Annotated in this window: 12 protein-coding genes; 3 read left to right on the forward strand and 9 right to left on the reverse strand. The window is 69.6% G+C overall.

The window, feature by feature from the left end:
- Nucleotides 1-85: 85 nt before the first annotated feature.
- A complete protein-coding gene (locus ABZ815_RS07400) occupies nucleotides 86-1,051 on the forward strand; it encodes a hypothetical protein (RefSeq protein WP_357695017.1) in 966 nt (321 codons plus the stop codon).
- A gap of 57 nt (nucleotides 1,052-1,108) precedes the next feature.
- On the opposite strand, the gene ABZ815_RS07405 is transcribed toward ABZ815_RS07400, so the two are convergent.
- The 9 genes from ABZ815_RS07405 to ABZ815_RS07445 form a co-directional block, all read right to left on the reverse strand.
- Nucleotides 1,109-2,710 carry an FAD-dependent monooxygenase gene (locus tag ABZ815_RS07405; RefSeq protein ID WP_357695019.1) on the reverse strand — a complete coding sequence of 534 codons (1,602 nt, stop codon included), beginning with the start codon at nucleotides 2,708-2,710 and terminating at the stop codon, nucleotides 1,109-1,111.
- Between the two features lie 480 nt (nucleotides 2,711-3,190).
- Nucleotides 3,191-3,481 (reverse strand): MTH1187 family thiamine-binding protein, encoded by a 291-nt coding sequence (locus tag ABZ815_RS07410; RefSeq protein WP_357695021.1) that lies wholly within the window; start codon nucleotides 3,479-3,481, stop codon nucleotides 3,191-3,193.
- Nucleotides 3,482-3,597: 116 nt separating this feature from the next.
- The gene (locus tag ABZ815_RS07415; RefSeq protein ID WP_357695023.1) at nucleotides 3,598-3,927 is read right to left on the reverse strand and encodes a hypothetical protein; all 330 of its coding nucleotides are present in this window, start codon (nucleotides 3,925-3,927) and stop codon (nucleotides 3,598-3,600) included.
- Nucleotides 3,928-3,937: 10 nt separating this feature from the next.
- Entirely contained in the window at nucleotides 3,938-4,615 is a 678-nt protein-coding gene (locus ABZ815_RS07420; protein WP_357695025.1) for a uracil-DNA glycosylase, read from the reverse strand.
- A 69-nt stretch (nucleotides 4,616-4,684) separates the two neighbouring features.
- Nucleotides 4,685-6,058 (reverse strand): M1 family metallopeptidase, encoded by a 1,374-nt coding sequence (locus ABZ815_RS07425; protein WP_357695027.1) that lies wholly within the window; start codon nucleotides 6,056-6,058, stop codon nucleotides 4,685-4,687.
- Between the two features lie 81 nt (nucleotides 6,059-6,139).
- Nucleotides 6,140-7,039 (reverse strand): carbohydrate ABC transporter permease, encoded by a 900-nt coding sequence (locus tag ABZ815_RS07430; protein WP_357695029.1) that lies wholly within the window; start codon nucleotides 7,037-7,039, stop codon nucleotides 6,140-6,142.
- Complete coding sequence (locus ABZ815_RS07435) at nucleotides 7,036-8,412, reverse strand: ABC transporter permease subunit (protein WP_357695031.1); 1,377 nt, start codon at nucleotides 8,410-8,412, stop codon at nucleotides 7,036-7,038. The genes ABZ815_RS07430 and ABZ815_RS07435 overlap by 4 nt, the downstream gene beginning before the upstream one ends.
- A 12-nt stretch (nucleotides 8,413-8,424) precedes the next feature.
- Nucleotides 8,425-9,753 (reverse strand): ABC transporter substrate-binding protein, encoded by a 1,329-nt coding sequence (locus tag ABZ815_RS07440; RefSeq protein WP_357695033.1) that lies wholly within the window; start codon nucleotides 9,751-9,753, stop codon nucleotides 8,425-8,427.
- A gap of 9 nt (nucleotides 9,754-9,762) precedes the next feature.
- Nucleotides 9,763-11,010, reverse strand: a complete 1,248-nt coding sequence (locus ABZ815_RS07445; protein WP_357695035.1) for an ABC transporter substrate-binding protein — start codon at nucleotides 11,008-11,010, stop codon at nucleotides 9,763-9,765.
- Nucleotides 11,011-11,140: 130 nt separating this feature from the next.
- Here ABZ815_RS07445 and ABZ815_RS07450 point away from each other — a divergent pair, with 130 nt between their 5' ends.
- Both ABZ815_RS07450 and ABZ815_RS07455 read left to right on the forward strand, forming a co-directional pair.
- Nucleotides 11,141-11,647 carry a PadR family transcriptional regulator gene (locus ABZ815_RS07450; RefSeq protein ID WP_357695037.1) on the forward strand — a complete coding sequence of 169 codons (507 nt, stop codon included), beginning with the start codon at nucleotides 11,141-11,143 and terminating at the stop codon, nucleotides 11,645-11,647.
- Nucleotides 11,644-12,372, forward strand: a complete 729-nt coding sequence (locus ABZ815_RS07455) for an ABC transporter ATP-binding protein (protein WP_357695039.1) — start codon at nucleotides 11,644-11,646, stop codon at nucleotides 12,370-12,372. Before ABZ815_RS07450 ends, ABZ815_RS07455 begins: the two co-directional genes overlap by 4 nt.
- The last annotated feature ends 44 nt before the right edge of the window (nucleotides 12,373-12,416 follow it).

Raw genomic sequence — 12,416 nt, forward strand, 5'->3', positions numbered from 1 at the left:
TCCCCAGAACGGGGTTCGGCGGCATCGGGGGCGGTCGGGTTCCGGATTCTGGGTGCCTCACCACGTTCCGAAGGCGAGGCACCTCATGAAGATCGTTCTGCCGCTCCCCGCCACGCTGACCTCCCTGTTCGTCGTAGCCGTGGAGCATCTGCCGTTCGACGTCGGCACCTTCGTGCCCTGGCGGGTCCCCGGGCCGTACCGGAAGGCGGCCCGTGACGCGCTCGACACCCCGCCGGGCCTGACGGTCTCCCTCGAACCGGCCCCCTGGGGACCGGCCGGGCTCGCCCTCGTGGGCGACGAACGCCGGCGCCTGCGCCGGGCCGGGCAGCACGTCCTGGTGTCCACCGCGGCGCCGCCGCACCGCCTGCCGGGCAACGTCCAGACCGCCAGGGCCGTCGCCCGTGCCCTCGCCCTCCAGGGCGGCGGCCTGCTGATCGACCCGCTGACCGCCTCGGCCGTGCCCGCCTGCCCGAGGTGTCCGGGCGAGCCGCGCGACTTCCGCCTCGGCGACGACTGGCTCACCTGGGACGTGCGGATCCACGACGACGCCACCTGCCCGCCGTGGGACCCGTCCGACACGGCGGCCTGCGACTGCCTGCGCGTCACCTCGCGCGGCCTGAGCCGCTTCGCGCTGCCGGAGATCACGCTCGACGGCGCCGCCTGCGCCCACAGCCTGTGCGCGACCGGCCTTCTGCGTTCGGTGGCCCACCGCCTGGTCACCGACCAGCTCGCCCACCTGAAGGCGCACCCGCTGGCCACCTGCCACGAGATCGACGACCTCCTGCGGATCCAGCCGTCCGGCGCCTTCCGGGGCGGCCCGCCGTTCGGCGTCCGGCTGACCCCGTGCGAGGCGGACCTCGGCGAGCCGGGCAAGGCGGGCGGTGTCCGCCGTCTGAAGGTCGGTCCCGATCCCGGCTCGGGCCGGCTCACCTGCCTCAAGGTCGGGCCGCCTTCCGGCTTCACCGGCTCGCTCAACGACTGGCTCTGCACCACCCGGAGTGCCGACCTGACCAGCCTCGGCCCTGCCGCACGCCCGGCTCTCGCCGCCTGACCCCCGCCCCCGCGAGACGGCCAGACCCCCAGGAGAGGCAGGTGGTCCAGCGGCGGTCTAGCGGTGGAGGATCTGGGTGAGGGCCTGGTCGAGGGTGGACATGGGGTCCGAGGTCGGGCGAGGGGCTCGCCAGGCCACGTACCCGTCGGGCCGTACCAGCACCGCGCCGCCTTCCCGCACGCCGTACCGCTCCCGCCAGCGGCCTTCCACGTCCACCAGCTCGTCGTCCACCAGGATGCGGGTGAGCTGCACGCCCAGACGCTCCTTGACCAGGCGGCCGGCGTCCATCCAGACCTGGCCGCCGCTCTTGTCGGCCAGCAGCACGAAGCCCGAGCCGAACAGGTCGATGGTCGAGATGCGCTGCCCCTCCCAGTCGAGCACGACGTGCGGGGCGCGGCTGCCGGGGCGGCCGTCGGGGTTGCGCGGGTCCTCCAGGAGCGAGCCGTCGTCGCCGGGCTCCTCCAGGACGGCGGTGGAGTGGTACCGGTAGCCGAGCATCGCCTGCAGGAAGTCCTCCAGGGGCTCGGGGTAGTCGGAGCGCTCGTCCACGGGCATCCGTACGCCGAGGTTGGCGAGCTGGGCGTCGGCGGTCAGGGCGCCGATCGGGCGGCGTTCGGCGTCGTAGGTGTCCAGGAAGCCGGGGCCGGCCTGCCCGCTGAGCACCAGCCAGAGGCGCCAGGCGATGTCGCAGCCGTCCTGGAGGGCGGTGCTGCCGCCCTGGCCGCCGGTGGGCGGCATGGTGTGGGCGGCGTCGCCGGCGAAGAAGACGCGTCCGGCGCGGAAGGTGTCGGCCACGACGTGCGCCAGGCTGAACGTCGCCGTGTCGAGCACCTGCACGTCCAGGTCCGGGATGCCGGTGCCGACGCGGATGAGCTCGATGCAGCGTTCCTCGGTGAGGTCGTCGACCCGGCCCTCCTCGGACGGGGGCTGGTTGACGCCGAGCACGTGCGCGCCCACGCCCGTGCCGGTCACGATCACGCCGGTGAACGCGTCGTTGTGGAGGTACCAGACGATGACCTCGCGCTCGTTCACCAGGCCGGTCAGGTCGGCGTCGAACATGATCGAGCGCATCTGCACGAGGTCGCCCTTGCCGGAGGTGGGCACGGCCAGTCGCTCGCGCAACGGGCTCCGGTGGCCGTCGGCCGCCACCACGTAGTCGGCCCGTACGACGCTCTCGACCCCGTCGGCGGCGCGGATCACGGCGGTGACGCCGTCGTCGTCCTGGTCGAGGGAGATCAGCTCGGTGGAGAAGCGCAGGTCCGCTCCGAGCTCGTCGGCGTAGGCGCGGAGCACCCGCTCGACCTCCGACTGGGGGGCGCCCACGCGGGGCACGGGGGTGAGGCCGGCGAGGGCGTTGGACTCGTCCGATTCCTCGAAGATCATGTGGGGCTCGGGGTCGGCGAGGGTCTTGGCGATCGCGATGCGCATGGAGTCGCCGATGCCGGTCCAGATGTCGGCGAACGTCTGCTCGATGCCCGGCAGCGGGCGCAGCAGCTCGACCGCTCGCGGCCCCATGCCGAACGCCTTGGGCTGGATCGACGTGCTCGGGTGCCGTTCGACCAGCATGACGGGCACTTCGCGCCACGCCAGCAACGCGGCAGCGCTCAGGCCCGCGTACCCGCCGCCGACCACCAGCACGGGCACTCGCTCTTGTCTCATTGCCTCCACCTCCGGGCACGAGTAGTATCGCGTTTGTCGATCACGCAACACGATATGTCGCGTCTACGGAGACGGTCAAGACATATCGCGAATCCCCGCATTCGTCGGACCTCTCCACCGGCGCCGCCGGGCCGGCCACGGGCCGAACCGCCTTCCTTCACATGCAGGAGTAGTCGGCATCAAGCTTCTGGCCGCGAGAACGCCGCACGGGGAACCGAGCCGCGTGCCGGCGCGCGGCCGCCTGCCCCGCGGCTCAGGCTGGCGGAGACGGCTTTCTGAACCGTCCTGAAAGGCGCGCGTTATGCACGGCTGGACGGCCTCGCCCAGCGCGTGCCATACGGCGATGCGGCCCTGCATGGCGGCGGAGGGGGCGTTCGTGCCAGGGGACGTGGCTCTACCCTATTCGTGTGCCCGGTTCACGCCCCGATTGCTGTAGTAGCCCTCTGACCTGCTTCGTGGCTCATGGGAGCCGTCAGATGCTCAGGGGAGGTGGCGTTCGAGGCTTTGGAGTTTGGTGGTCATGCCGTCCGTCACGCCGGGGCGGAGGTCGGCTTTCAGGACCAGGCTGACTCGCGGGGCGACTTCGGAGACGGCGTCGACCGCGCGCCTGACGACGTCCATGACCTCGTCCCACTCGCCCTCGATGGTGGTGAACATCGCGTCCGTGCGATTGGGCAGGCCGCTCTCGCGGACCACCCTGACGGCGCGGGCGACCGGTTCGGCGACCCCTTCGCCGACGCCCAGCGGGGTGATGGAGAAGGCCACGATCATGGCGACAGATCCCTCAGCAGACGGAAACAGCCCGGACGAACCGATCGTAGCCGGGGCGAAGAGCCACGACGCGGGTGGGGCGTCGTGGCTGATCGCCGTACGTCACACGTCACACGTCACACGTGGTCGTGGTCGTGCTCTTCCTCGTCCTCGTCCTCGCTCGGCCCCTCGGACGGCTCCACCCCGAGAACGGCCTCACGCGGCTCGATCTCGGTGATGTGCTCCACGAGCTGCAGCACGTGGTCAGGCTCGATCAGCCACTGGAGCGCCGAGGCTCCGGTCTCGTCGGAGTTGACGAGGTCGGCCTGCTCGGAGCGCTCCTCGTCGCTGAGGTCGGCGTCGGGGTGCCTGATCTCGGCCAGCGCCGCCGCCTGCAGCGCGTTCACGTCGAGCACCTCCACGGTCAGTTCGACCGTAAGGCGCAGGTACTTCGGTTCATCACTCATGGCGACGATGCTAGGGCAGCTTCCACTCGACAGGTGCGGCGCCTTGCTGGGTGAGCAGCTCATTGGCGCGGCTGAACGGCCGCGAGCCGAAGAAGCCGCTGCGCGCCGACAACGGGGACGGATGCGCCGACTCGATGCGCGGCACGCTGCCCAGCATCGGGGCGAGGTTGCGGGCGTCGCGGCCCCACAGGATGGCCACCATCGGCTTGTCGCGGGCCACGAGGGCGCGGATGGCCTGCTCGGTGACCTGCTCCCAGCCCTTGCCGCGGTGGGAGGCGGGCTTGCCCGGCATGACCGTCAGAACCCTGTTGAGCAGCAACACGCCCTGCTCGGCCCACGGGGTCAGGTCGCCGTTGGCGGGGCGGGGGAGGCCGAGGTCGGACTCCATCTCCTTGTAGATGTTGAGCAGGCTCCCGGGTATCGGCCGTACCTCGGGCGCCACCGAGAACGACAGCCCGACGGGGTGGCCGGGCGTGGGGTAGGGGTCCTGGCCCACGATCAGCACCCTGACGTCGTCGAAGGGCTGGTTGAACGCGCGCAGGACGTTGGGACCCGAGGGCAGGTACTGCCTGCCCTCGGTGATCTCGTTGCGCAGGAACTCACCCATCAAGGAGATCTGCTCGGATACGGGCTCAAGAGCCTGAGCCCATCCGGCTTCGACGACTTCATGCAAAGGACGACCGGCCATGGCCGTGAAGCTTATCTAGGTCTGGTACGGCTTGCCGCCCAAACGGGCACGCAGGCCGTACCGGAATGATCACAACGACGGCTTTCCGGGCTGGAAGAGCCAGGCGTCGAAGAGGGCGTCGAGCCGCCTGCCGGACACGCGTTCGGACAGGGCGACGAAGGCGGCGGTGTCGGCGTTGCCGTACTTGTGCTCGCTCGCCCAGGTACGCAGGATCGTGAAGAACGCGCTGTCGCCGACGGTTCGGCGCAGGACGTGCAGGGTCGCCGCGCCGCGGTCGTAGACGGGGTCGTGGAAGAGCGCGGCGGCGCCGCCGGGGTCGGCGGTGGGCGTCTGCCAGAACTCGTCGCCGGCGGGCCTGGCGTAGACGCCGTCGAAGGACGTCTGCACGGTACGGCTGCCGGTCTTCTCCAGCCAGAGCCATTCCGCGTACGTCGCGAAGCCCTCGTTCAGCCAGATGTCACGCCATAAGGTGGGCGTCACCGAGTCGCCGAACCACTGGTGGGCCAGCTCGTGGGCGAGCAGCGACTCGCTGGGCGCCACGGGGTAGATGGGCCGGGTCTGGGTCTCCAGGGCGTAGCCGACGTTCGGCTCGTGGTCGACGATCCCGCCGGTGGAGGAGAACGGGTACGGGCCGAAGAGCGAGCTGAAGTAGTCGAGGACGGGCGCGTGGCGGGCGGCGAAGTCCGTCGCCTTGCCGGCGAGCTTGGGGTCCACGGCGGTGATCACGCGGTAGCCGCCGATCCTGGCGTCGGTGAGCTGGAACTTGCCGATCGACACCGTGGTCAGGTAGCTCGCCATGGGTTCGCGGGCGTCCCACACGTACGTGGTCCGGCCGCCGGCCGACGTTCTGGCCACCAGGTCGCCGTTGGCCACCGCGACCCTCGTGCTGGGCACGGTCACGGTGAACCGGTACGTCGCCTTGTCCGACAGGTGGTGGTTGCCGGGGTACCAGGTCATCGCGCCCTGCGGCTCGTTGGCGTTGAAGACGCCGTCGCCGGTCCTGATCCAGCCGTCCCTGGAGCCGTCGGGGTCGAGGACGTGGGTGGGCCTGCCGTCGTACCGGACGACGACGGAGAAGCTCTGCCCGGAGGCCAGCGTGGCGGCGGGGGTGACGACCAGCTCGTCGCCGGCGCGCGTGACGGCGGCGGGCCTGCCGTCCACGGTGACCGAGCGCACGGACAGCGAGCCGGACAGGTCGAGGTCGAAGCGGCTCAGCGCCTGGGTGGCACGGGCGGCGACGGTGGCCACGCCGGTCAGGACGTTCGAGGACGGGTCGTAGTCCAGGGCGAGGTCGTAGTGGCCGGCGTCGTAGCCGCCGTTCCCCTGACCGGGGAAGTACGGATCACCCGCCCCGGGAGCGCCGGGGGTGCCGCCGAGCGCGGCGGCGGGGGCGAGGGGGAGGGAGATGAAGGCTGCTGCGGCGAGGGCGAGAAGACGCTTCATGAACAATCATCGGAGGTCCGCGAGCAGGTGTTACGGGCGCCCGCCTGCCCCCTAGGGAGGCGGGCGCCCGCGGGGGACGGCCTACTTGACGGAACCGGCCATCATGCCCTGGACGAAGTACCGCTGGAAGGCGAAGAACAGCACCAGCGGGATGATCAGCGACAGGAACGCCCCGGAGGAGAGGATGTCGACGTTCGATCCGAACTGCCGCATCTGAGACTGCAGGGCCTTGGTCATCGGCTGGTTGTCGGTGTTGGCGAACACGAGCGCGATGAGCATGTCGTTCCACACCCACAGGAACTGGAAGATCCCCAGCGAGGCGATGGCCGGCTTGCCCAGCGGGAACACGACCTGGGCGAAGATCTTCCACTCGGGTGCGCCGTCCATCCTGGCCGCCTCCAGGAGCGACGACGGGATGCCGACGAAGAAGTTGCGCAGCAGGAAGATGGCGAACGGCAGGCCGAACGCCGTGTGGAACAGCACCACGCCGGGGATCGTGCCGAAGATCCCGACGCCGCCGTAGAAGGCCGCGACGGGGATCAGCGCGATCTGGATGGGCACGATCAGCAGCCCCACCACGACCAGGAACGCCGTGTCCCGCCCGCGGAACTCCATCCACGCGAACGCGTACGCCGCCATGGCCGCGATGCCGATCACCAGGATCGTGGTCGGCACGGTGATGAGCACCGTGTTCCAGAACGACGAGGTGAAGCCGCTGGCCAGCAGGTTCTTGTAGTTGGCGATGGTCAGCTCGGCGGGCTTGGTGAAGATCGTCCACCAGCCCTCGGCGTTGTTCACCTTCACCGTGCGCAGGGAGACGACCAGCAGGCCCAGCGTCGGCACCAGCCAGAACAGGCCGAGCACGATCATGACCACCTGGACGGCGCCGCCGCCGAGGCGGTCCACGATCCTGCTCGCCACGCCTCTGCGCGGCGCGCCCGACTCCAGTCCGTGAGGTGCGCTCACGCTCGCGGTCGTCATGTGTCTTCCCTTCTGAACCGGCGGATGTTCATGATCATGAAGGGCAGAACCAGGATGAGCAGGAACACCGCGAGTGCGCTGCCGAGCCCCTGGTTGTTCCCGCCGCCGAACGACACGCGCCACATCTCCAGCGCGACCACGTTCGACTGCGGCTGAACCGAGGCCGGCGCGATGATGTAGACCAGGTCGAAGACCTTGAGCGTATTGATGATCATCGTCACGAAGACGACGAGCAGCACCGGCGACAGCAGCGGCACGGTGATCCGCCGGAACACCTGCCACTCGGTCGCGCCGTCGATGCGGGCGGCCTCCAGGGCGTCCCGCGGGATGGCGGCGAGCCCGGCGGCGATCAGCACCATGGCGAACCCGGCCCACACCCAGACGAACGCGCCGATGATGGCCGGCGTGATGAGCGTCTGGCCGAGCCAGGTCAGGCCGCCGTAGCTGGCCTGGAAGTTCGACTGCGGCAGCCGTACGACGTAGGAGCCGGCCGGCAGGCCGGCGAAGCTGAAGCTGCCGTCGTCGGCGGTCGTGGCGGTGGCCGCGACCTGGCCGTCCTTGACCGCCTCGACGGTCACGCCGGGCAGCCCCTTCTCGGTCGGGTCCACGGCGCCGCTCTGGCCGCCGCCGCCCTGCGTGAAGTCGAACCACACCGTCCCCGACACCGCCGAGCCGCCGGTGGGGGCGTGGGCAGGCTGGGCGTTGGACGGCATGATCTGCGGCTTGACGCCGACGATCGGGATCAGCACCGGCGTGCCCGCCTGGACGGGCTGCTTGGTGACGACCGCGCCGTTCTGCTCGGTCACGGGAGACTGGTCGCCGCCGCGTGCCCGTGCCTCGGGGTAGCCCTGCGAGGAGGAGAACGTGTCGTGCACGGTGGTGAGCACCGCGTTGGCCAGGCCCTTGTCGGGGTCCTCCTCGTAGACGAGGCGGAAGATCACGCCGGCGGCCATCAGCGAGACGGCCATCGGCATGAACACGATCAGCTTGAAGGCCGTCGCCCACCGGATGCGCTCGGTCAGCACCGCGAAGATCAGGCCGATCGTGGTGACCACGATCGGGGCCACGACCACCCAGATGAGGTTGTTGCGGATCGTGACGAGCATGCCGTTGTCGCTGAAGATCGTGGTGTAGTTGCCCAGCCCCACGAACCCGCTGCCCGAGGCGTCGAACAGGCTGCGGAAGATGGAGTAGACGATGGGGTAGACCACCCAGACGCCGAGCAGCAGGGCCGCCGGCAGGAGGAAGGCGATGGCGACCGCCGGCGATGGGCCGAGGCGTCGTCTCGTACGGGGGGTTTCAGCCGGTCCTGCGGAGGGCCCGCCCGCGGTCTTCTCGGGCGGGGCCGCCGGGCCGTCCAACCGTTCGGTCACGGCCTTACCTCTTTACTTCCAGGCCTTCTTGGCCTCGGCCTCGAGCGCCGCCTGGGCGCCCTTGACGTCGCTGGGGTCGCGCAGGAAGTCCTGCAGCACCTTCCACTCGCCCTTGCCGTCGGTGCCGCCGAAGGCGCTCGGGGCCAGGTCCGACATGTCGTAGCGGACGGCGTCACCGGCGGAGACGATCGTCTGGCCGAGCTGCTTGGTCAGCTCGTCGGGGTAGTTGTCGGGGGAGACGTTCTTGTTGGGCGACAGGTAGCCGGGGAGCTTGGCCCAGATCTCGCCGCCCTCCTTGGAGGCCAGGAACTGCACCAGGGCCATCGCGCCGGGGGATTCCTTCATGACCACGGCCACGTCGCCGCCGAGCACGACCGGAGCGGTGTCGCCGGCCTTCGGGAACGGGAAGTACTTCGCGCCCTCGCCGACCTTGGCGCCGTCCTGGGTGGCCTGGGTGGCGACGAAGTCGGCCTCGATGACCATGGCGGCCTTCTTGTTGCCGTACACCTTGGTCACGCAGGTCGGGAAGTCGGTCTGCAGCGCGCCGGAGGCGCCGTCGAGCACGAACTCCTTCTTGCCCGCGATCTGCGCGATCTTCTCCAGGGCGGTGGCGACGCTGGGGTCGGTCCACGGGATCTCGTGCTTGGAGAGCTTGTCGTAGTTCTCCGGGCCGGCGCTGGACAGGTAGACGTTCTCGAACAGGTCGGTCAGCGTCCAGCCCGAGGCGCCGCAGAGGGAGAAGGGCGGGGTGCCGGAGTCGGCGATGGTCTGGCCGGCCTTGATCAGCTCGTCCCAGGTCGTCGGCACCTGGACGCCGGCCTCCTCGAAGGCGTCGGAGCGGTACCAGACCAGCGACTTGTGCGCCGCCTTGATCAGCACGCCGTACACCTTGCCGTCGGCGGAGCCCAGCTCCTTCCAGTACGGCGTGTAGTTGGTGTCGATCTCCTGGGTGACCTCGGCGGACAGCGGCTTGAGCGCGTCCTGCTTGGCGTACTGCTGCACCAGACCCGGCTGCGGCAGGATCGCGACGTCCGGCGGGTTCTTGCCCTGGATGCGCGGGCCGAGGTAGGCGCCGGTGTCCTCACCCGTGGAGGCGTAGGTGACCGTGGCGCCGGTCTTGTCGGAGAAGGCCTTGAGCACCTGCTCGAAGTTCTTCTGCTCGGCGCCGGTCCACTTGGCCGCCACCTCCAGCTTGACGCCTTCGAGGGTCTTGCCGCCGCCGGCGTTGCTGGCCGGCGCGGACTCCGAGGCGGTGGGGGTGGTCGTCGTCGGGGCGTTGCCGCAGGCGGCGACGGCGACCGCGAGCCCTGCCAGGACTACTGCTGCTCTGGCTTTACGCATGGCTTTGCCTCACTGGGTTCTGATGATCTCTTCGAGTTCTGACTTCATGGAGACCGCGACGTCGTCGGCGGACTCTTTCGAGGGAGCGGCCAGGGCCTTGGCGACCGAGCTGGCGATCACCAGGCTCACCTGGTTGTAGTTGGCGCTCACCGGCCGTGGTTTGGCGGCGAGGATGCTCTCCTTGAGCACGGGCAGGTACGGGAACCGCTTGATCAGGGCCGGGTCGTCGTACAGCTCGGTCCACACGGGCGGGAAGGAGCCCTCGGTGAGGACGCGGCGTTCGTTCTCCAGGCTGGTGAAGTAGCGGATGAACTGCTGTGCGGTCTGCTGGTGCTTGGAGTAGGCGCTGACGGCCAGGTTGATCCCGCCGAGGGAGCTGGATCCCTGACCGTTCAGGCCGGGCAGCCGGGTCACCGCGAAACGGTCACCCAGTTTGGCCCTGGCCGGGCCGTAGGCGTGCGGCCAGTTGCGGGCGAAGGCCAGCTTTCCGTCCTGGAAGGCCAGCCGGGTCTCCTCCTCCTTGAAGGTCAGGGAGTCGCCGGTGATCCAGCCCTCCCGCAGCCCTTGCATCAGGAAGTCGAGCGCGATCTTCCCCTTGGCCGGATCGAGGGTCACTTCCGTGCCGTCGTGGTTGAGAATCTGCCCGCCCGCCGACTGCACTGCCTCGGAGAAGTTCACCGTCAAGCCTTCGTAGGCCAGGAGTTGGGCCGCATAGCCTCCGATGTCACGCTTTTTCGTTATTTTTCGTGCTTCGTCGCGAAGTTCCGCCCAGGTCTGCGGCGGCTTCTTGACGAGATCGGTCCGGTAGTAGAGCAGTCCCGCGTTGCTTGTGTACGGGACGGCCCAGAGCTTGCCCTTGTAGACGGCCGTGTCCACGACGGGCGGCAGGAACCTGTCGAGCGGGAACAACCCGCGCTCCAGGGGGATGATCCAGCCGTTCTCCGCGAACTCGGCGGTCCACACCACGTCGAGCCCCAGCACGTCGTAGCGGTTGCTCTGGGCCTGGAGGTTGGCCACCATCTGGGCGCGTTGCTCGTCGGCGGCCTCGGGCAGCTCCAGCAGCGTCACCTTCTCGGCCGGGTGGGCCTGGTTCCAGCGGTCCAGCAAGGGTTGCAGGTACGCCGTGGTGTCGCGTCCGGTGGCGAAGGTGATCGGGCCTGTGCCGCCCATTCCCGTCTCGCCGCCGCCCTCGTCACCCGCCGCCGCGCATCCGGCCGCCAGCAGGACGACCAGAACGAACGAAAGCGGGCGCAGCACTCTGTTTCCTCCACATTCAGCGGGGTTACATACGTGTTAGGTAGATGCATTCATGTTATGCACACCTGTAATCTGATGGTCAACGGATACCTACGTAACGCTCACGTAACACAAAGCGGGGAGGTGAGGCGTGCGGCTTCACCTGCTGGCGCTCCTGGCCAAGGAACCGGCCCACGGCTACGAGCTCAAACAGGCCCTTGAACAGACGTTCGGCAGCGCCTACCCCTCCCCGAACATCGGGCAGATATACGTGACGCTCGGCCGGCTGGAGAAGGACGGGCTCGTCAGGGCCGTCGACGTCGAACAGTCCAACCGGCCGAACAAGAAGGTCTACTACCTGACCGCCAAGGGCCGCGACCTGCTCACCATCTGGGTCGACGAGCCCACCGAAGGTCCCCGGGTGCGCGACGAGTTCTTCATGAAGCTCGTGCTCGCGCCGCTCACCGGCATCGCCGACCGGATGGCGCTGATCAACCGCCAGCGCCGCCACTACCTGTCGCTCATGGGCGACCTCAATGAGCTGCTCTCCCGTACGGCGCCCACCGACCGGGTGGCGCTGCTGCTGATCGAAGGGGCCATGCTGCACCTGCAGGCCGATCTTGACTGGCTGGAGCGATGCCAGGAGGATCTGGCATGAGCTCGGTCCTAAAAACGGTCAATCTGGTTAAAATCTACCAAGACGGCGCGGTCCCGGTGCCGGCCGTGCGCGGGGTGGACCTCCAGGTCGAGCCGGGCGAGTTCGTCGCGATCATGGGGCCGTCCGGCTCCGGCAAGTCCACGCTCGTGCACATGCTCGGCGGCCTCGACGCGCGCACCAGCGGCGAGATCTGGCTCGACGGGCAGCGGGTCGACACCCTCTCCGAGAGCGCCTGGGCGCTGCTGCGGCGCAAGAAGGTCGGCTTCGTCTTCCAGTTCTTCAACCTGGTCGCCAACATGACCGTCGGCGACAACGTCGAGCTGCCCGCCCTGCTGGCCGGCGCCTCGCCCAAGGTGGCGCGCGAGCGGCGCGAGAGCCTGCTCGGCGCGCTCAACCTCGCCGACCGCGCCGGAGCCTCGCCCGCCCAGCTCTCCGGCGGCGAGCAGCAGCGCGTCGCGCTGGCCAGGGCCCTGGCCAACAAGCCCAGCCTGCTGCTGGCCGACGAGCCGACCGGCAACCTCGACAGCCGCAACACGCGCGACGTGCTGCGCCTGCTCAGCGACGTGCACAAAGAGGGGCAGACGATCGTCATGGTCACCCACGACGCCCGGGTGGCCGGCCTGGCCGACCGGCTGGTGTCGCTGTTCGACGGCGCGATCGTCGACGACGGCCGCATCGCCCGCCGCCGCACCCGCACCGCCGGCGAGGTGATCGACCTCCGATGAGCGCGAAGCGAACCCGACGCGGCGAGCGGACCGGAGGCCCGACC

It is taken from the genome of Nonomuraea sp. NPDC047529 (genome assembly GCF_040642995.1).
GTDB lineage: Bacteria > Actinomycetota > Actinomycetes > Streptosporangiales > Streptosporangiaceae > Nonomuraea.